The organism is Frankia sp. AgKG'84/4 (assembly GCF_023242965.2).
Lineage (GTDB): Bacteria > Actinomycetota > Actinomycetes > Frankiales > Frankiaceae > Frankia.
Genome location: NZ_JALKFU020000004.1, coordinates 26,123 through 43,618, shown reverse-complemented (window position 1 = coordinate 43,618; position 17,496 = coordinate 26,123). Strand labels below are relative to the sequence as shown.

The following is a 17,496-nucleotide window of genomic DNA, read 5'->3' as shown; positions in this document are numbered from 1 at the left end:
CGCCCGGTCGGCGTGGCGGCCGCCGGTTCCGGCTGGGAGGCCTGCGCCGGGACGGGAACGACGGCGAGCTCCGCCCGCTCCGCCACCAGCTCGCGGATCTGCGCCGGCTCCAGCCGCCGCAGCAGCCGCGAGACCTGTTCGAGCAGCAGGCCGGCCAGGCTGGCGGCAGAGTCAGTCACCGTGGGGGTCTCCGATCCTTCCAATGATCTCGGTCACCAGGGAACGCATTTCCTCGACGTTCAGCCTGGGCGCCCGGTCGGACAGCACCAGCGGCACACTCTCGCTGGCGGCATCGGCGTAGAAGCTGTGGTTCTCCCGCACCACCCCGCGAAAAGCAGGCACGCCGGCGTGGTGCCGGTCGATATAGATCTGCTCCGCCAGGATCGGCGCCTTTCCCTGGAAGCGGACCATCGTGAACACCACGCCGAGGATCACCGCCGACACCCGGTCCTGGGGATCCGCGGACCGCAGCCGGACCGCCGCACCGTCGTAGACGCTCCCGAAATACGCGAAGCGATCGACGAAATGTTCGATTGCCACGGTCGACAGCTCGTCCGGCTTCGCCGGGATCACCAGAAAATCGCTGGCGAGAACGGCCGAGCGGGTCAACATTCCGAAGCTCGGCGGGCAGTCGATGACGACGAAGTCGTACTCGCCGGCCGGGATGAGGGACAGCGCGTCGCGCAGCCGGCCGAAGACACGCAGGAAATCGCGGCCGCTCCTGCCTCCGGCCGCTCCGTGCGCGGCGACGACCAAGTCCTCCTCCACCTCACTCAACGTCAGGTCCGACGCGATGATGTCGAGGCGCCCGCTGCCGGGGATCCAGAAGTTGGCTCGCGCCGGTGTGGCCACAAGCTCCAACGGATCACGCAGCTTTCCCCGCGGGCGCCATGACTCGAACCAGTGCTTGATCGTCTGGCTCGGCTGGAGGGTCTGGCGCCACTGCTCGGGACGATAGAAAGAAAGCGTGAGGCTCGCCTGCGGATCGAGGTCGACGAGCAGCACCCGTTTACCACGCCGAGCGATCTCCGCACCTATGTTGGCGGTCAGAGTTGTCTTTCCGACTCCACCCTTGTAGTTCACCACCGAAACGACTCTCACCGACCCCCCTCGGCCAAGTCACATTTCGTTGCCACGAGCCCCCCGGCATATCGAGGCGCCGCCGTGGACGACCTCCGCAACACTGTCAACTCTAACATGACCCTTCAGCAACCGAGCCGCCGCCCGCGTGCACAAAGAAGGCCATCTGCGGTCACTGGTCAGCCGGTCGGCGGGTGTCGGCGGATAGTCCCGCGCCGAGCCCCTCGGCTGATACCCGGACCAGCCGCACGGCCGAGCACGACGCCGGCCCGCCGGCGCACCTGCTGTGGGGCGACGCCGACTGCTGGTCCTCCGTCGATCTCGGCCGCCGTCTCGCCGACCCCGGACCGCGCGATTGTGGCATCCTGATGCCACCTGGCCGGCCGCCGGAATATCGTGTGGTCCACCCCCACCGCACTGGCGGCCCTGAACACCGAGCTGTACTGATCGTCCAGCTCGAGATGAGGAACACTCAGATGCTTCGCGCTGGCGACACCGCCCCGGACTTCGAGCTGCCGGACGAGACGAACACCCCTCGCAGCCTCTCCGCCCTCCTGGCGGACGGTCCGGTCGTCCTGTTTTTCTACCCGGCGGCGATGACCAAGGGCTGCACGGCGGAGAGCTGCCACTTCCGGGACCTCGCGGCGGAGTTCGCGAAGGTCGGTGCGCAGCGGATCGGCATCAGCACCGACACGGTGGCCAAGCAGAAGGAGTTCTCCGACAAGCACTCCTTCGACTATCCGCTGCTGTCCGACGCCGATGGCACCGTGTCGCGGGCGTTCGGCGTGAAGCGGCCGCTCGACCTGCTGCGGGTCAAGCGCGCGACCTTCGTGATCGGTGCGGACCGCGTCATCATCGACGCGATTTCCAGTGAGGTGAACATGAACACGCACGCAGACAAGGCACTGACCGCGCTCGGCGCCTAGGACGACCGGGGCCGCCGGAACCCGAATGGAGTCGAATGACGGGCGTCGGCGGCCGGCTCGGAAATCCGGAGAGCGGAGATGACCAGGCCGGCCGCCGGCGTGACAGGCGCGTACGCCAGACGGAACCGCCCATCCTCGGCTGCTGAACCACCGTCGGCACCGGCCAAGGCCCCGGGCGGTCCTGGCTACCAGGCGAAGTGCTCGGGGGCGGTTCGGTAGCCCGGGAAGATCTCGTCGAGGCGGGCGAGCGCCTTGTCGTCGAGGTGGACGTCGAGGGCCCGCACGGCGTCGTCGAGTTGCTGCTGGATGCGCGGGCCGACGATCGGCGCGGCCACGGCCGGCTGGTGCAGCAGCCAGGCGAGCGCGACGTCACCGGGCTCATGGCCGAGTTCGGCGGCGAAGTCCTCGTAGGCCTCGATCTGAGGGCGTTTGGCCGCCAGGGTCTGCGCGGCGCGGCCTTCCAGGCGCCGCCGGCCGTCGCGCTCCTTGCGCAGCACTCCACCGAGCAGTCCGCTGTGCAACGGCGACCATGGGAGCAGGCCCAGGCCGTAGTGCTGGGCGGCGGGCAGCACCTCCAGTTCGATCTCGCGGGTGAGGAGGTTGTAGATCGGCTGTTCGCTGACCAGGCCGAACGTCCCACGCTTCGCCGCGGCGGCCTGCGCCTGGGCGAGGTGCCAGCCCGCGAAGTTGCTGCTACCGACGTAGAGGATCTTGCCGGCGTTGACGGCGACGTCGATGGCCTGCCAGATCTCCTCCCACGGAGTGGTGCGGTCGACGTGGTGGAACTGGTAGAGGTCGATGTAGTCGGTCTGCAGGCGGGTCAGGCTCGCGTCCAGAGCGCGGCGGATGTTCAGCGCCGACAGCCTGCCCTCGTTGGGCCATTTCCCCATAGGGCCATAGACCTTGGTCGCGAGCACGGTGCGCTCTCGGCGCCCGCCGCCCTGCGCGAACCAGCGGCCGAGGATCGACTCGGTCGAGCCCATGCCCTCGCCCTGGCCCGACACACCGGCCGAACGCAGGCCGTAGACATTGGCCGTGTCGAAGAAGTTGATGCCGTGCCCGTGCGCCGCCTCCATGATCTTATGTGCATCGTCCTCGCTGGTCAGCGGGCCGAAATTCATCGTCCCGAGGCACAGGCGTGAGACGGACAGACCGGAACGGCCGAGCTGGGTGAACTGCATGTCAGGCGACGTCCTCTCCACTGAGGAATGAGGTCGGCACCAGACTCACGGACGGCGCCGACACCCCAGTCTCCTGCGTCGAGGGCGTCGCGCGTCAAGCTCCGCATCGAACGCATCCCCCTGAGCCGGCCAGTGTCCCACCGGACCGGTGCGGCCGGTAGGACACTGGCCGCGCCGACAGACGTTGTCAGCGGCTCGCGGGCCGGGCCGATTCGGTGGGCAGGCCGGCTGCCACCCAGTCCTCGATGCCCTCGCGGTACTTGCGGACGTTGGAGTAGCCGAGCACGGAGAGCCGGTCGGCGACCTGTCCGCTGTTCGGGCAGGCGGGGTTGGAGCAGTAGGTGACGATGGCGGCGTCACGGTCCGGCAACGCGGTCGCCGCCTGCGCGTCGACATCGGCCAGGACCAGGGGACGGGCACCGGGCAGGTGCTGCTGCTCGTAGTACCCGCCGCCCAGCGCGTCGACGACGGTCACGGTGCCCGCGTCGATCGCCGCCTTCAGTTCGTCGCGGGTGATGAGTGCGGTCATGACTACCTCCAGAGGATCGGACTATAGTCCGCTTATGCAGGACGACCATAGCGGACCGCAGTCCGTTTGTGCAACGCCGCTGGAGCTGCTGCGTTCCCGCCCGCCCAGGGAGCGCGCCGACGCGGCGCGCAACCGGGCGGCCGTCCTGGACGCGGCGGCCCGCCTGTTCGCCGAACACGGGGTGGCGGCGGTCTCCCTGGACCAGATCGCAGCGGCCGCCGGCGTCGGCAAGGGCACCCTGTTCCGCCGGTTCGGCGACAAGGCGGGCCTGGCAGTCGCGCTGCTCGACGAACGGGAACAGGTGCTGCAGGAGGCGGTCCTGCACGGGCCGCCGCCGCTCGGCCCCGGCGCGCCCCCCTCCGAACGGCTCACCGCGTTCGTCGACGCCTACCTCGACTACCTGCTGGAGCATCTCGACCTGGTGCGGGTGTCGGAGACCGCGACCCCCGGCGCTCGCTACCGGATCGGCGCCTACCGGTTCTGGCACCGGCACGCGGCCGTGCTGCTCGACGGCGTCCCCGACCCGGACCACACCGCCCACGCCCTGCTCGCGGCCCTCGCGGCCGAACACGTGGCCGCGCTGCTGCCGGAGCTGGGGGAGTCCCGCATCAGAGCGGGCCTGCACCGTCTCGCCGAGAACTACGGGCACTTTCGCAGTGGTTAGACTCCGGATCCCCGGACATCCGCTGATTTCCGGGCGTGCTAAGACGATCCACGGGGGATCCGATGACTGACGCAAGGTATCCGACCGGCAGGGAGCGGACGGCCGCGCCGCGCGCTGACCTACAACCGGCTCCATATCCCTATCAGCAGGCGCCGCTGGTACCTCGGCCCGGCCAGCGTGTCGTGCCGGGTCAGCCCACGATGAGGGCAGCTGCTCCCATCCCGCGTAAGCAGGGTGCGTGGGGCCTGTGGTGGCTCTGCATCATCACGTTCTCGATCTACTATTTCATCTGGTACGACAGGATCAACAGCGAGCTGTCCGCGGTCCTCGGTCAGCCGCGCAGTGCGAACGGCCAGTGGTGGAACGTGCTCATCCCGATCTGGAACCTCGTCGGCCTCGGTGCCACCGCCAAGCGCCTCAATGCCGCGCATGCCCTTCTCGGTTCGCCGACCCGGGTCGGCATCTTCACATCCTGGTTCTGGGCGCCGTTCTGGTTCGGCTCGCAGACCCGCTATCTGCAGCGACGCGTGAACATCCTGCATGACGTGCTGGCCTCGCGCAGCGCCCACCAGGGTTACTGAGCTGCTGTTTCCCCGCGTGGGCGGGGAGTTCGCCTGAGCATGGCGGCGGGTCGCGCGGTTTCACTTCGACGCGGCCCGCCGTAGCTTCCAGCCAGCAGCGGTGGGTGCCGTCGACGCGCGGGCTGACACGCCCGGTGGCAGTATTCGGCCTGGACTACAAGCCGGCCGGGCCCGCGGGGACAGGACAACGATGACGAGGCGGCGGTGACGGGGCGAACGGCGCACACCGCACAGCCCAGCCTGGCGCCTGTCCTGAGCGGGCGGATGCTGTTGTTCCTCGTCCTCGGTGACGTTCTCGGATCGGGGATCTACGCGCTCACCGGGCAGATCGCCGCCGACGTCGGTGGAATGATCTGGGCGCCCTTCCTGATCGCCTTCGCGTTGGCGTTCCTCACCGGGACGGCCTACGCCGAGCTGGTCGGCAAATACCCTCGGGCGGCCGGCGCGGCGCTGTACGCCAACGAGGCGTTCCGCCGCCCGTTTCTCACCTTCATGGTCGGTTTCACCGTGCTGGCCGCCGGGATCACCTCCACCGCCACCGCCGCGCGGGCCATCGGAGGCAGGTACCTCGCGGAGTTCGTGACGGCCCCGACGGTCCTCGTCGCGGTCGCGTTCATCCTGCTGACCGCGATCCTCAACGCCCGGGGCATCGAGGAGTCGGCCCGGGTGAACCTCGTGCTCACCGTGATCGAACTGGGTGGGCTGTTGCTGATCGTCGGGATCGGCGTCTACGCGCTCGCCACCGGAGCAGGTGAACCGGGACGGGCCTTCGAGCTGCGTGCCAAAGGGTCCGCGCCGCTCGCCCTGCTCGCCGGGACGACGCTCGCCTTCTACGCGATGCTCGGCTTCGAGAACTCGGTGAACCTCGTCGAGGAGGCCCGCCGCCCGCGCCGGGACATGTCCCGGGCGCTGTTCGGCGGCATGTTCATCGCCGGCGCGGTCTACCTGTTCGTCGCGTTCACCTGCGCGATGCTGGTGAATCCGGACATCCTCGCCGGCTCCAGCGCCCCGCTGCTGGAGGTCGTGAAGGCCTCCGACGTGCCGGTGCCGTCGAAGCTGTTCGCCGCGGTCGCGCTGGGCGCGGTCGCCAACACCGCCCTGATGAACATGGTGATGGCCTCCCGGCTCGTCTACGGCATGGCCGCCCAGGGCACGATCCCGACCGTCTTCGCACGGGTGCTGCCCGGCCGACGCACCCCACTGGTGGCGATCGGCTTCGTGACGGTCCTGGCGATGGCCCTGGCCAGCACCGGCCAGCTCGCCGGCCTCGCCGACACCACCGTGCTGCTCCTGCTGCTGGTCTTCCTCACCGTCAACATCAGCGCGCTGGTGCTGCGCCGCGAACCCGTCCCACCGGGCGCCTACCGCGCCCCCACCTGGGCCCCGGCGCTCGGTGCGCTGTCCTGCGCGACACTGGCCACCCCGCTGGTCCACCGCGAGGCCACCGTCTACCTGCGCGCCCTGGTCCTGCTCGCGCTCGCCGGCGCCCTCCTCCTCACCCAGAAGGCCGTCAACGGACGAACGGAACGCGAATGAGCTTTCGCCTCGGCTGGTGCTCGCCGCCCAACGGCGCCGACGAGATCATGCTTTACTGCTGGGCCCGCGACCCCGACCAGATCGACCGCATCGCCGCCGCCATCGCGTGATCGGGTACGCGGATGGCATGGCGGAGTGGAGGATCTGCCCTGCGCTCACGTGCGGGGCGGCGGAGCCAGCTCCCATCCGGGTCAGTCCTGGGGGAGGGAGAGCCCGTCGATGAGATGTTCCAGGGCGGTCGTCATCTCGGCGCGGGCGGTCTCGGAGTCCTCGGCGCGGGCGACGTAGTGGGCCGCCTCGTCGCTGGCACCCATGAGGAGATGGGCGAGCGGACCGACGGGCTGGGGCCGCAGGCGCCCGGCGTCCATTCCGGCGGCGAGCACGTCGCGGACGAGGCCGAAGACGTGACGCTGGCACAGCTCCCGCCACTCGGACCAGCCCAGCACCGAGGGGCCGTCGAGTACCACGCGGTGCACCTCCGGCTCGACGCAGAGCCGTAGCCAGACCCGCGCGGCCAGGCGCAGCGCCTCGACCGGGTCGGTGGTCGCGGCGCCCGCGACCTCGGCGGCGATGCGAGCCGCCACGTCCGCCTCGATCGCGTCGACGACCGCGGCGAACAGGGCCGTCTTGTCGGTGAACTGGTGGTAGAGGGCCCCTCGGCTCACCCCGGCCGCCGCGACGACCGCGTCGGTGGCGACCCCGGTGAAGCCGTGCTGGGCGAACAGCCGCCGCCCCGCCGTCACCAGCGCCGCCCTCGTCGCCGCGGAACGGTCCGCCTGACGCCGCCGCGCTGGCTTCGGCTGCGGACCCGGCGCCGATTCCGGGCCGGCCGACGGGCCGGGGCTGTCCGGCTGTTCGGGGCTGTCCGGCTGTTCGGGGGTGGCCGGCTGTTCGGGGGTGGCCAACATAGACACGCACCGATTCTGCCCCGGCTGGCAACTCATTGAGAAACATACAGTCAGACTGTATGTTTCTCAATGTGGACGCCTCACCGCAAGCCGATGTCGTTGACCTTCCCCAGGGCCAGATCTCGCACCGAGTGGCGGGACCGCGGGTGTCTGACCGACCGCCCGTCGTCTTCCTGCACGGGCTGCTCGTCGATGGCGGCCTGTGGGCCGCCGTGGGCGACCTGCTCGCCGACCAGGGTGTGCGCAGCTACGCGCCGACGCTGCCGCTCGGCTCCCATCCGACGCCGATGCGTCCGGACGCCGATCTGACGCCTCCCGGCATCGCGCGCCTGGTGCTCGACTACCTCGAAGCGCTCGACCTGCGCGACGTCACCCTCGTCGGCAACGACACCGGCGGCGCGATCGCCCAGTTCGTCCTCGACACCGACCCGACCCGCATCGGCCGGGTGGTGCTGACCAACTGCGACGCGTTCGACGTGTTCCCGCCGTTCCCGTTCTCGCTGCTCGTCCGCGTCGTGCGCCACCCGGCGCTGGTCGCGGCGCTCGTGCCCCCGCTGCGCTCGGCGCGGCTACGCCATGGCCCGCTCGGCTTCGGCCCGCTGGCGAGCCGGCCCCTCGACCCGAAGCTGACCCGTGGCTGGGTCACGCCACTGGCCAACGCGGACATCCGCCGTGACGCGGCCAAGCTGGCCCGCGGTATCGACCCGAAGGACCTGCTCGACGTCTCGATGCGCCTCGGGAAGGTCGTGACGCCGGTCCACTTCCTGTGGGGCGACGCCGACCGCTTCTTCCGCGTCGAGTTCGGCCGCCGCCTGGCCGAGGTCCTTCCCGACACCACGTTCGACACCGTCGCCGGCGGTCGTACGTTCCTCCCTCTCGACCACCCCGACCGCGTCGCCGCCGCCATCCTCGCCGCCGCCTGAGCCTCGGGCCGTCCACCCGGCGTGTCGCCCTCGACGCACTGGGCTGATCCGCCGGCGTTTTTGTCCTATCTTGGGCATCCGGCGAGGAGGGGCGCGATGGACTGGGGCACGCTGGTCGCGACGGCCAGCGGCGCGGTCATCGCCATCGCGGGCGCGGTCCTGGCCGATCATCTGCGCGGCCGGCGGGACGACGACCGCGGCCAGCTGCAGCGACGACGGGATGCCTACCTCGCGTTCATCGTCGCAGCCGGTGTCTGCCACACCCGGCTGCGCCAGATCGCCCAGGGCGGCCCCGCCAGCGGCGACCGCGACGCGGCCTCGCGGGCGGTGCTCGCCGAGGCGGGCATCTACGACGCGCGCGAGCGGCTGTTCCTCGATGCCACCGCGACCGTCGCCGGTGCCGGTCAGGCGATGTTCGAACGACTGCGCGCGCTGCGGCAGGTGATCGCCACCGGCGCCGAGCTGTCCTCGGCGGCCTTCCACGAGGCCTACCACCCCTACCTCGACGCGGTCTGGCGCTACCGGGCGGCGGTTCGCGCCGAGCTGGAGATCGCCGAGCTGTCACCGGTGGTCTTCGGCTGGGACAACTGGGACGGCAGCGATCGCTGCCCCCAGTGCCGCGCGGCCGCCAGCGGCGCCTGATCACAGGTTGGCGCGAAGCCAGTCGCCGCTGGCCAGGACCGGCCCGATGATCCGCGCAGCGCGGTCGAGGGACGTCAGGGCAACCAGCGGGAGAGAAAGGCGCCGTCCAGTGTGTGGATGGTCAGGACGACGATGGCGATGGCGAGTACGGGTACCACCACCAGGCGTTCGACCCTGCCGTCGGTCCGGGGGACCAGGACGATCTCCATCCGCCAGTTCACCGGCCAGAGCAGCAGACAGCCGCGGGGAGTCAGGCAGTCGCCGAGGAGATGCGCGAGGCATCCCGCGACGACCGGGTAGGCGACGAAACCCATGTCCAGGTCGTGCATCAGATAGACGGCGATGCCGGCCATCACGCAGTCCTTCAGCCCCGACCAGAACTCGTGCCCCTCGAAGTCCAGACCGAGTCCGCGCAGGCCGAAGCCGACGAGGATGAACAGCACCGCCCACCAGCCATACCGAAAATGGATCGCCAGCTGGCTCATCGCCACTCCCATGGCGAGCGCGAAGAGCAGCGAGTGGGTGGCGTGTCGATGGCCGCCGCTGGCCCGGCTCACCCAGCGGCACAGGGTCCGGGTGATCGGGCCGAGGGTGTTCGCGATCCGCCCGTTGTGATGGTCGATGTCCGGCAGCAGGCCCGCACCCGCGGCCACCACCCCGCCGGCGATCACCTGATGGGACGACAACGACAGCGCGTGGGTCCCCAACCAGTCCTCCCGGCCCAGGAAGGGCACGGCGGCAAGCCAGAGCGCGGCGCCGCTCAGCGCGTGCGTCCGCCCCATCACCGTCGACAAACCTCGTTGATCAGCATTCGGTGGACTCTAGTCGGACGATTCCACCCGGCCTCGCCCTACGTGCCCGGTACGCGCGAGGCGGAAGCCGACGTCATCGACCCGGAAGGCCGGATGGCCACGGCGGCGCACGGACGCCCGGCAGCTCCAGTGCTCGTCGAACCAGCCGCCGCCGCGCAGCACCTTGTACTCGCCGTAGACCTCGGCGTCGTAGGTGTCCCAGCACCAGTCCCAGACGTTGCCCAGCATGTCGTACAGGCCCCAGGGGTTCGGCGCCCGCCCGCCGACCTCGTGGAGGTGCTCCTCGGAGTTACCGCGATACCAGGCGATCTCGTCGAGTGGCCCGTACCGCGGGCCGGCCGTCCCGGCGCGGCAGGCCCGTTCCCACTCGGCCTCGGTGGGCAGCCGGTACCCGTCGGCGGTGACGTCCCACTCGACCTCGCCTTCGCCCGTGCCGACCCGATAGGCGGGAGTGAGTCCCTCGTGACGTGTCAGCGCGTTGCAGAACCGGATCGCGTCCCACCAGGAGACGCTTTCCACCGGCAGCCGAGCGCCCCGGGCGGCGCTCGGCGAGTCACCGGTGACCCGCGCGTACCGCTCCTGCGTCACCGGAACCGCGCCGAGGTGAAACGCCGCGACCTCGACTGGCCAGGTTCGCCGTATGCGCCGGTCCGACAGCGTCACCTGCCCCGCCGGGATCGCGATCAGCCGGCTTTCCTCATCCGAGTCCACAGCGAGGAGATCGTAGCGATGTTCGGCTGGCGGGTGCACTGTGCGGTCGTCGCCACGGCTGGCACCCAGGTGGTCTGCACGACGGTCGTGCCCACCGGTGAGCTGTACAACGTCAAGATGACGGTGACCTCGGTCGCGGGCGGGCGCCTCAACTTCGCCATGGAGGCCGCCCCCGCCAGCTGACGCGCCTCCCCGATTGGCCACCTCGAGCCGGATCGTGTGAGCGGACGACGAGGCGGGGTGCGGCGTCGGGCTCCGCCTCGTCGTTCCCAGGCAACGCGCCGTCGGCTGTACTGCCCACCGTTCGGCCTACCGGGGGCTGTGGTCGTGCTGTTCGTAGATGAGACGGAGCAGCCACAGCCGCAGGAAGCGGGTGAGGACGCTGGCGGCGTAGAGCACCGATCCGAGCACGACCAGGCCGAGGCCGAACCCGGATACACACCCCTGTCCCTGGGATTCCTGTGACGTAGGTCACGGGAAGTTCGGGACATTGAAACAACGTTTCAGCTAGATGACAAGAGGCGCGAGAAACGATCATCGACCGCGTGGCTACTGGTGCGACGGACCAGCGCGGTTGCCAGGAGGAGGCCGCGCCCGGCCGCAGGCGTCCGGCGCCTGTCGAGAGCGGAACGTCGTTTCAGTCATTGCCCGCGCCGACGGGCGGGGACCGTGTCGGGGTGAGCCGGGCGCTGCCGAGCGTGGCGCTGCTGACGTAGCGCGCGTACGGCCGCCGCCATTCTGATCAGAGGCCGATCTCCCAAAGCCGGCGAAAGTAGCCGCCCCGGTCCCGGTCCCGGTCTGGGGCGATGTCGTAGGGGTCGAGCAGGGCCATCTCCCACCCCGGGCCTGGCCAGGGGATCAGCCTGGCAGCGGTCGTGGCGCCGACCTCCCAGCAGGCCTCCTGGTCTTTGCCTCCCGGGCGCGCCGACCGTCGCCTCAAGAACGGGATAGTAGATCTGGTCGCACAAGTGCGCCGAACCCTGGTCAGGAAGAAGTCAATGTCGGCGACGTTTGGTCCGACCCGAAGGGTTCAGTACAGTGACGCACTGTCGTAGCTCATCGGAGAACACGACCTCGTAAGAAGGTCCCAGCTCCCGCGCGGGTGTAGTCGGCCGACCAGAGGTCGAGCTCGTCACGCAGCGCGTCGGTCAGCGGCAGCTCTTCCGGCGACAGCATCCCGTCCTCGGCCCACAATGGAAAAGCGTAGTAGTCGGCCATCACTCGCACCCGCCGCACAGCCACGATTGATCATAACGCCGAGATCAGTTCTGAGCCCGGGAGGCGCACACCGCCGAACGCTGGGGCGTCAGCGGCGGTCCGCCGCCCAGAAATATCTACCTTCCGCCCCGAACGGTCTCCGACACTGTCCTCACAGAGCCCGCGAGGAAGACGTCATGCAGCCGATCGAGAATGGTGCCCGCTGACCGCCTCGCCACTCGCCCCCATTGCTACATCCATCCGGTCGGTCGCGTTACCTCCGGTACACTTCCGAGGTCGAGGAGTTCGGGGTTCCCTGAGAGCTGTCCGTCACCGGAGCGGCCTGATGCCTCCGGCCCCCTCCGTCCGAGGCATCCGAGTCGTCCACGTACTGGAGCGCCACGGCTTCAAGGTGGCGACGGCCAGCAGGAGCCCGGCCATGGCCCAGAGCGCGGCGCTGACGCCGGTGGCGGATGCCGCGCTGGTCGAAGAACGGGGTCAGCACCAGGCCCAGGCGTATACCGAGGCCAATCGTGCACAGGGCGGGCGGTTTCCCTCACGTCCCGGCGGCCAGATCGGGTTCCGCCCGGGCCGGCCGCCGGGACGCACGACGGCTAGGGCGTGACCGTCAGCTGAGTGCTGACGCTCGTGCCGTTGGCCTTCGCGGTGAAGGTGACGGTCTTCGTGGTGCTGACCCGCCTCGCGGTTGTGACATTGACCGTGAGGTTGGCGGCCCCGGCCGGAATGACGATCTGCGATGGGACGCTGGCGACCTGCGGGTTGTTGGAGCTGAAAGTGACCGTCGTTCCGCCCGCCAGCGCGCCGCTGCTCAGGACCGGGAACAGCTGGGCCGTGTTGCCGAGGCTGTTACCGGCCTTGACCGTCGTCGGCACGGCAGTCAGACTGATCAACGTCGGCTGCACCTCGCCGCTGCTCCCGACGTCGCTCACCTTCAGGTACATGGATGTCGGCGTGGAGCCGTTCGTGTCAATGGGGGCGGTGAGGGTACCCGTCTCGACATTCAGCATTTTCGGGCTGCTGGTGCCCGTGGCGAGACGGAAGCGCGCATCCGGATACCCGCCGTCGGCGGTGGAGAACTGGATGCTGTACCAGCCTCCGGTGGGAATGCTGCCGTTGGACTCGCCCGGATACAGATTGGCTCCGGCAGTCCACCAGAACTGCTCCGCCTCGCTCAGCGTGACGGTCGGGGTGGCGTCGCTCACGGCGGGGAAGTCGCGTTCGATCTGGGCCACCCGCTCGCCCGGCAGCCCGGTGGCCGAATTCACCCCGTAGAAGCGGAAGGTGGCATGCACCGGCTCCGGTGATTTGTAGCCGAAGGTGAAGGAGCTGATCAGATGGCTGCCACTGAACGGAACGTCGTCGGCGAGCTCGGTGTCGCCTTCGGCGTAGTAGGTCGGGTAGGTGGGCGTACCAAGACCGATGTTGCTGTAGAACTGGGTCTCCTCGGCGGCCTGGCTGACACCTGCGGACATCGCCAGTACCAGCGCCACGGAGCTGCCGACGACCAGTTTGCGCAGCCCGTTGCGCCTAGCGCGGGTGCGCCGTTTCATGGTGGTGGTTCCCTCGGACGAACCGAGTGGCGCGGCGGCCGGAGTCGGCAGCGCCCGGGCGGTGCGGCGGTGTTTTCTCATGCCCTCCGATACGACCCCGGTCTCGATCCGGTTCAACGTCCGGCTGTCCGAAACGGCGATACACGGGCTGCCAGGGACAACTACCAGCGTCGTGGATCGTTGGTTCTCCGGCAGTATGCAGCGGAGCCCCGGACAGCGTCCGGGGCCCTCGGCCTGTTAAGATTTACTCGGCATCATGGGAATACACGGAACCTTCGTCGGAGGGTATTGGTCAGCCGCCTTCGATCGAGTTGCCGTCGGGTCCGACGACGAACCACTTGCCACCGAACTTGTCGATTCCCTGCCCCATGACGGCCCCGGCCGTGGTGTCCTTGGCGAACCGGTACAACGGATGGCCGTGGTAGGTCACCTGAAGCGTGCCGTCCGCTCGGGTGGTCGTGGCGATCTCGCTCGACGTGACCCCGGAACCGGCTTCCGGCACCTGGGACACGACGTAGGGCGGCCAGGCCTTCGCGCAGTCCCCCGAACACATGGAGGTGGCGCCCTGGTCAGCTCCGAACAGGTAGAGCGTCCGGCCATCGCCGTCGACCAGGATCGGGCCGAACCGGCTGGTGCTGACGTCCAGCGTGGCGGCCGGTCCGGAGGTGGTCGCGCCGCCGTTGGCCGGGGTGCTGGTAGGCGACGTTGCCGGAGCCGACGAGGTCGTCGCGGCTGTCGTGCTGCCCGCGGCGGTGGCCGACTCCCCGTCGCTGCCGCAGGCCACCAGGACGAGGCCTGTTGCGCCAAGGGACAGGATCATCGCAGCGATCTTCTTCATGCGGTCTCCCGATTCGGCCGCCGGCACCGCGGACAGGGCGTCCGCTGCCAGGCGGCGTTCGCGTGCCGATTCGTCCCGTAGCTCTACGAGCCCGCGTCCCGAATCGGTTCAACGGCGCCGACGGTGACGAGCACCACTCGAGACCGCTGGCGGCCGCGGCAGGACCACTTTCTCGAACCGTTGAACCGAACTGAGCCGGCCGTCGTAGACCAGAAGCAGGCGACGACTGTCGTGCTCCGTCAGGGTCGTTCTCCGTCAGGGGTGTCATGCGAAGAAGGGTTTCCCGCGAAGCGTCGGACGCGAAGGAGGAAGCGATGGCCCGGCTGTACCGGGACCATCACCGGGTGCTGTTGTCGTTCATCGGCAAGAACGTCGACGACCGTCACCGCGCCGAGGACATCGCGCAGGAGACGCTGTTGCGAGCCTGGCGCAATCTCGACTCGCTCCGGCCCGACGGAGTTCGTTCGTACCTGTTCACGATCGCCAGAAACGTCATCACGGACGCCTGGCGCGCCGAACAGCGACGGCCGTCACTCGTCGCCGACGGCGACGAGGTCGTGGCGACCGTGCCCGTCGTCGACGACGTGAGCCAGGCCATCGAGGCATGGGTGGTCGCGGAAGCGCTGGATCGCATTTCGCCCGCGCACCGGGCCGTCGTCCAGGAGCTGTACTACGAGGGAAGGACGGTACGCGAGGCGGCAGCCCGCCTTTCGCTGCCGGAAGGCACCGTCAAGTCTCGTGCCTACTACGCGATCCGCGCGCTGCGGGGCGCGTTCGAGGAGATGGGGGTCGGTCAATGACACCCGAACACGACGAGGTTCGGTTCCTGCTCGGGCCCTTCGTCCTGGGCGGTCTGGATGTCGACGACCGGAACACCGTCGACGCCCATCTCGCCGGCTGCGCCGGCTGCCGTGCGGAACTCGAGGAGGCCGCATCGGTTCCCGCGCTGCTCCGACGTCTGCCGGGCCCTGCGGGGGACGGTGAACTCTCCCTGGATGAACTGCTCCAGCGGGTGCGCGCCGAACGACGGTCGGTGCGCCGAACCCGCTCATGGCGCCTCGCGGCGGTCGCTGCCGTGCTCGTCCTGTGCGCGGGAATCGGTCTCGTCGTGAACAGTCCCGCGGCCAACGCACCGACGGGGCACTCCGTCTCTTTCGTCGCCACGACGGGAACGGCGATCACGGGTCGCGCCACGCTCACCTCGAAACCATGGGGAACGTCGCTAGCAGTTGCCTTCGCCAGCCTTCCCGGCAGCGGCCCCTTCGCACTGGAGGTCGCCAGCGTCAATGGCGCGACGGAAAGAGCGGCCAGCTGGTCGTCGACGCCGACGACGAAGGCCAGTGTCGTCGGGGCGAGCTCGATCCAAGCGGACGCCATCGACGTGGTTCGAGCCGTCAACCGTGACGGCCTGGTACTCGCCGTCGCTCACCCGCGGGGCGGCGAGTAGGCCACCGTCGGGTCTGGACACGGACAGCGCGCGTGCCCTTCCACTTCGGGCACCTTGCCGACGATCGACAGTGGCTGGCGCGGGCGCTTCCACTTCAGCGGCGCCGTGAAGCGCACGTCGAGCAGGCGCGCGGCGTCCGGCCCGGACAGTCTCGCGTCGCCGGGCATTCTGGTGAGTACCGAATAGGTCTCCGCCAGCGCATGCCCACTCAGCGCAGGCTCATTCCCGCCCACCACCGCACCACAGCCGCGTGGTGCGTGTGCGAACGCACCAGGAGCGGAACCGCGACACTCGGGTCGACCGCGCATCAGGCCACGCCGAGGAAGGTCAGTACGGCGAGCACCCGGCGGTGGTCGGCGTCCGCCTTCGGCAGGTCGAGTTTGGCGAAAATGTTGTTGATGTGTTTGGCCACCGCGCTCTCGCTGACCACGAGTTGCCCCGCTATCCCGGCGTTGGACCGGCCGCCCGCCATCAGCTCCAGGACCTCGCGTTCCCGCGGGGTGAGCCGGTCCAGCGGGCCGCTGTGGCGGCGCACCAGAAGCTGCGAGACGACCTGCGGGTCCAGCGCCGTCCCGCCGGCCGCGACCCGGCGCAGCGCGGCCGCGAACTCCTCCACGTCCGCGACGCGTTGGCCAACAGCGCCTCGCCATCGCCGACTTCGGCGACCACCTCGAACCCGGCCATCTCCAGGACCTTGACCACCCCGACCCTGAGCAGTACGGAATCCTCGGCGATCACCGCACGCATGGCAGCTCCACGGTGATGACGGTCGGCCCCCCGACGGGGCTGTCGACCGGCAGCGTGCCATCGACCGAGGCGACCCGCTTGGCCAACCCCGCCAGCCCGGTGCCACCGGTGGGTTCCGCGCTGCCCACCCCGTCATCGCTACGACCAGCAGCGTCTTCCCGAAGCGCTCCACGGTGACCTCGGCGCTGGACGCCTCCGCGTGCTTCACCACGTTCGTCAGTGCTTCGGAGACGACGAAGTAGGCGACCGCCTCGATCGTGGGCGACGGCCGCGACGACAGGTCCACCTGCACCCGTACCGGGATGGGTGCTCGGGCGGCGATGCCGGACAGTGCGGCGTCCAGGCCACGGTCCTCCAGAACGGCCGGGTGCATCCCGCGCACCAGGCTGCTCAGCTCGTCTATCGCCGCCTTCGCCTCCCGGTGCGCCTCGTCGATCACCTGGCGGGCGTCCTCGGGCAGGTCCCCGAGCGTGGCCTAAGCCAGGCCGAGGTTGACGGCCAGGGAGACCAGCCGCTGCTGGGCGCCGTCGTGCAGGTCCCGTTCGATCCGCCGCCGTTCGGCATCGGCCGCGTCCACCAGGCCGGCCCGGCTCTCGGTCAGGTCCTCGACCCGGCGGGCCAACTGCTCCTCGCGGCTGGGCCCGAGCAGGACGGTGGCGGTGCGGGTGTCGAGCCGGGAGAGACGGCGGGCGTCTCCGAGGACACGGTCTCGCGGGGCGTGGCCGAGTTGGCGGCGGGCGCGGCGCCGACAGGGCGCGAGCGCGCGGTGGATGCCGGCCGTAGCCGCTGCGGGACGCGGCCCTGCTGCGGGCCGAGGAGATCAGCCTGCTGGGACGTGGGCCGCTCTCCCTGTCCGACCGCCTCCTGGTCACCGTGATCCACCACCGGTGGAAGATCCAATAGCAGGCCCTCACCCGTCTCCTTGGCTCACCCTGGGGCGCCGTCGGCGACGCGATCCACGAGATGACTCCCGTCCTTGAAGGACTCGACCCGCAGATCCGACCAGCAACGATCGCCGCGACAACCGCGCAGGATCTCACCAACCTGATCGACGACAGCAACATCAAGAACGGCACTGGTTCATCGGCGACTCAGAACAACTCGGCCATCGCGACCGCGGTCCGGTCCTTCGGAAGGAACTGGCCGCCGTAGAGGTAAAGGACCAGCGCCTCGGCCCGAGGGCCGTACCGAGCGGGGGCATCC

At 69.7% G+C, this 17,496-nt stretch carries 22 protein-coding genes and 1 pseudogene; 10 read left to right on the top strand and 13 right to left on the bottom strand.

Annotation, left to right across the window (positions count from 1 at the left end):
* Positions 1-171: 171 nt before the first annotated feature.
* Positions 172-1,086, bottom strand: a complete 915-nt coding sequence (locus tag MXD58_RS01005) for a ParA family protein (protein ID WP_248838613.1) — start codon at positions 1,084-1,086, stop codon at positions 172-174.
* Positions 1,087-1,556: 470 nt separating this feature from the next.
* On the opposite strand from MXD58_RS01005, the gene MXD58_RS01000 reads away from it, so the two are divergent.
* A complete protein-coding gene (locus tag MXD58_RS01000; RefSeq protein ID WP_248838612.1) occupies positions 1,557-2,006 on the top strand; it encodes a peroxiredoxin in 450 nt (149 codons plus the stop codon).
* Positions 2,007-2,191: 185 nt separating this feature from the next.
* Here the strand turns inward: MXD58_RS01000 and MXD58_RS00995 are convergent, their stop codons facing one another.
* Together MXD58_RS00995 and MXD58_RS00990 are read right to left on the bottom strand one after the other, a co-directional pair.
* Positions 2,192-3,187 (bottom strand): aldo/keto reductase, encoded by a 996-nt coding sequence (locus MXD58_RS00995; protein ID WP_248838611.1) that lies wholly within the window; start codon positions 3,185-3,187, stop codon positions 2,192-2,194.
* 187 nt (positions 3,188-3,374) lie between these two features.
* Positions 3,375-3,716, bottom strand: coding sequence for a rhodanese-like domain-containing protein (locus MXD58_RS00990; RefSeq protein WP_248838610.1), 342 nt, complete (start codon positions 3,714-3,716; stop codon positions 3,375-3,377).
* Between the two features lie 34 nt (positions 3,717-3,750).
* On the opposite strand from MXD58_RS00990, the gene MXD58_RS00985 reads away from it, so the two are divergent.
* From MXD58_RS00985 to MXD58_RS00975, 3 genes are all read left to right on the top strand, one after another.
* Complete coding sequence (locus MXD58_RS00985; RefSeq protein WP_248838609.1) at positions 3,751-4,380, top strand: TetR/AcrR family transcriptional regulator; 630 nt, start codon at positions 3,751-3,753, stop codon at positions 4,378-4,380.
* A 200-nt stretch (positions 4,381-4,580) separates the two neighbouring features.
* Positions 4,581-4,961, top strand: a complete 381-nt coding sequence (locus MXD58_RS00980; protein ID WP_248838608.1) for a hypothetical protein — start codon at positions 4,581-4,583, stop codon at positions 4,959-4,961.
* A 204-nt stretch (positions 4,962-5,165) separates the two neighbouring features.
* Entirely contained in the window at positions 5,166-6,497 is a 1,332-nt protein-coding gene (locus MXD58_RS00975) for an APC family permease (RefSeq protein ID WP_248838607.1), read from the top strand.
* 191 nt (positions 6,498-6,688) lie between these two features.
* Here the strand turns inward: MXD58_RS00975 and MXD58_RS00970 are convergent, their stop codons facing one another.
* The gene (locus MXD58_RS00970; RefSeq protein ID WP_248838653.1) at positions 6,689-7,405 is read right to left on the bottom strand and encodes a TetR/AcrR family transcriptional regulator; all 717 of its coding nucleotides are present in this window, start codon (positions 7,403-7,405) and stop codon (positions 6,689-6,691) included.
* 146 nt (positions 7,406-7,551) lie between these two features.
* Between MXD58_RS00970 and MXD58_RS00965 the strand changes: the two genes are divergently transcribed.
* Positions 7,552-8,328, top strand: a complete 777-nt coding sequence (locus MXD58_RS00965) for an alpha/beta fold hydrolase (RefSeq protein ID WP_248838606.1) — start codon at positions 7,552-7,554, stop codon at positions 8,326-8,328.
* Between the two features lie 96 nt (positions 8,329-8,424).
* A complete protein-coding gene (locus tag MXD58_RS00960; protein ID WP_248838605.1) occupies positions 8,425-8,970 on the top strand; it encodes a CchlQ in 546 nt (181 codons plus the stop codon).
* 74 nt (positions 8,971-9,044) lie between these two features.
* Here MXD58_RS00960 and MXD58_RS00955 read toward each other — a convergent pair whose 3' ends face one another.
* Entirely contained in the window at positions 9,045-9,752 is a 708-nt protein-coding gene (locus MXD58_RS00955; RefSeq protein WP_248838652.1) for a metal-dependent hydrolase, read from the bottom strand.
* 39 nt (positions 9,753-9,791) lie between these two features.
* Positions 9,792-10,493 (bottom strand): formylglycine-generating enzyme family protein, encoded by a 702-nt coding sequence (locus MXD58_RS00950; RefSeq protein WP_248838604.1) that lies wholly within the window; start codon positions 10,491-10,493, stop codon positions 9,792-9,794.
* Between the two features lie 18 nt (positions 10,494-10,511).
* Here MXD58_RS00950 and MXD58_RS00945 point away from each other — a divergent pair, with 18 nt between their 5' ends.
* The gene (locus tag MXD58_RS00945; protein ID WP_248838603.1) at positions 10,512-10,676 is read left to right on the top strand and encodes a hypothetical protein; all 165 of its coding nucleotides are present in this window, start codon (positions 10,512-10,514) and stop codon (positions 10,674-10,676) included.
* A gap of 873 nt (positions 10,677-11,549) precedes the next feature.
* Here MXD58_RS00945 and MXD58_RS00940 read toward each other — a convergent pair.
* From MXD58_RS00940 to MXD58_RS00930, 3 genes are all read right to left on the bottom strand, one after another.
* Complete coding sequence (locus tag MXD58_RS00940) at positions 11,550-11,714, bottom strand: immunity protein CdiI family protein (RefSeq protein WP_518476907.1); 165 nt, start codon at positions 11,712-11,714, stop codon at positions 11,550-11,552.
* A gap of 590 nt (positions 11,715-12,304) precedes the next feature.
* A complete protein-coding gene (locus MXD58_RS00935; protein ID WP_248838600.1) occupies positions 12,305-13,378 on the bottom strand; it encodes a hypothetical protein in 1,074 nt (357 codons plus the stop codon).
* A 175-nt stretch (positions 13,379-13,553) separates the two neighbouring features.
* On the bottom strand, positions 13,554-14,099 hold the full coding sequence (locus tag MXD58_RS00930; RefSeq protein WP_248838599.1) for a COG4315 family predicted lipoprotein: 546 nt from the start codon (positions 14,097-14,099) through the stop codon (positions 13,554-13,556).
* A 314-nt stretch (positions 14,100-14,413) separates the two neighbouring features.
* Here MXD58_RS00930 and MXD58_RS00925 point away from each other — a divergent pair, with 314 nt between their 5' ends.
* Positions 14,414-14,899, top strand: a complete 486-nt coding sequence (locus MXD58_RS00925; RefSeq protein ID WP_250608977.1) for a sigma-70 family RNA polymerase sigma factor — start codon at positions 14,414-14,416, stop codon at positions 14,897-14,899.
* Complete coding sequence (locus tag MXD58_RS00920) at positions 14,896-15,546, top strand: anti-sigma factor family protein (protein ID WP_248838597.1); 651 nt, start codon at positions 14,896-14,898, stop codon at positions 15,544-15,546. The genes MXD58_RS00925 and MXD58_RS00920 overlap by 4 nt, the downstream gene beginning before the upstream one ends.
* Here the strand turns inward: MXD58_RS00920 and MXD58_RS31550 are convergent.
* The 4 genes from MXD58_RS31550 to MXD58_RS31540 form a co-directional block, all read right to left on the bottom strand.
* Positions 15,525-15,779: a PIN domain-containing protein gene (locus tag MXD58_RS31550; RefSeq protein WP_248838596.1), complete on the bottom strand. Its 255-nt coding sequence runs from the start codon at positions 15,777-15,779 to the stop codon at positions 15,525-15,527. The two genes, MXD58_RS00920 and MXD58_RS31550, sit on opposite strands and share 22 nt — an antisense overlap.
* Before the next feature lie 74 nt (positions 15,780-15,853).
* Complete coding sequence (locus MXD58_RS00910; protein WP_518476900.1) at positions 15,854-16,162, bottom strand: response regulator transcription factor; 309 nt, start codon at positions 16,160-16,162, stop codon at positions 15,854-15,856.
* Positions 16,163-16,280: 118 nt separating this feature from the next.
* Positions 16,281-16,421 carry a two-component system sensor kinase gene (locus MXD58_RS31545; protein WP_248838595.1) on the bottom strand — a complete coding sequence of 47 codons (141 nt, stop codon included), beginning with the start codon at positions 16,419-16,421 and terminating at the stop codon, positions 16,281-16,283.
* Positions 16,422-16,768: 347 nt separating this feature from the next.
* Positions 16,769-16,915, bottom strand: a complete 147-nt coding sequence (locus tag MXD58_RS31540; RefSeq protein WP_248838594.1) for a histidine kinase — start codon at positions 16,913-16,915, stop codon at positions 16,769-16,771.
* Between the two features lie 203 nt (positions 16,916-17,118).
* On the opposite strand from MXD58_RS31540, the pseudogene MXD58_RS00895 reads away from it, so the two are divergent.
* Positions 17,119-17,364 (top strand): annotated as a pseudogene (locus MXD58_RS00895) (ISAzo13 family transposase); the annotation flags it as partial.
* Positions 17,365-17,496 lie beyond the last annotated feature (132 nt).

What these genes read in the sequence shown, in the direction of transcription:
- MXD58_RS01000 (WP_248838612.1), top strand. Translation starts at nt 1,557, where the DNA reads ATGCTTCGCGCTGGCGACACCGCCCCGGACTTCGAGCTGCCGGACGAG.
- MXD58_RS00995 (WP_248838611.1), bottom strand. Translation starts at nt 3,187, where the DNA reads ATGCAGTTCACCCAGCTCGGCCGTTCCGGTCTGTCCGTCTCACGCCTG.
- MXD58_RS00990 (WP_248838610.1), bottom strand. Translation starts at nt 3,716, where the DNA reads ATGACCGCACTCATCACCCGCGACGAACTGAAGGCGGCGATCGACGCG.
- MXD58_RS00985 (WP_248838609.1), top strand. Translation starts at nt 3,751, where the DNA reads ATGCAGGACGACCATAGCGGACCGCAGTCCGTTTGTGCAACGCCGCTG.
- MXD58_RS00980 (WP_248838608.1), top strand. Translation starts at nt 4,581, where the DNA reads ATGAGGGCAGCTGCTCCCATCCCGCGTAAGCAGGGTGCGTGGGGCCTG.
- MXD58_RS00970 (WP_248838653.1), bottom strand. Translation starts at nt 7,405, where the DNA reads ATGTTGGCCACCCCCGAACAGCCGGCCACCCCCGAACAGCCGGACAGC.
- MXD58_RS00960 (WP_248838605.1), top strand. Translation starts at nt 8,425, where the DNA reads ATGGACTGGGGCACGCTGGTCGCGACGGCCAGCGGCGCGGTCATCGCC.
- MXD58_RS00955 (WP_248838652.1), bottom strand. Translation starts at nt 9,752, where the DNA reads ATGGGGCGGACGCACGCGCTGAGCGGCGCCGCGCTCTGGCTTGCCGCC.
- MXD58_RS00945 (WP_248838603.1), top strand. Translation starts at nt 10,512, where the DNA reads ATGTTCGGCTGGCGGGTGCACTGTGCGGTCGTCGCCACGGCTGGCACC.
- MXD58_RS00930 (WP_248838599.1), bottom strand. Translation starts at nt 14,099, where the DNA reads ATGAAGAAGATCGCTGCGATGATCCTGTCCCTTGGCGCAACAGGCCTC.
- MXD58_RS00925 (WP_250608977.1), top strand. Translation starts at nt 14,414, where the DNA reads ATGGCCCGGCTGTACCGGGACCATCACCGGGTGCTGTTGTCGTTCATC.
- MXD58_RS00920 (WP_248838597.1), top strand. Translation starts at nt 14,896, where the DNA reads ATGACACCCGAACACGACGAGGTTCGGTTCCTGCTCGGGCCCTTCGTC.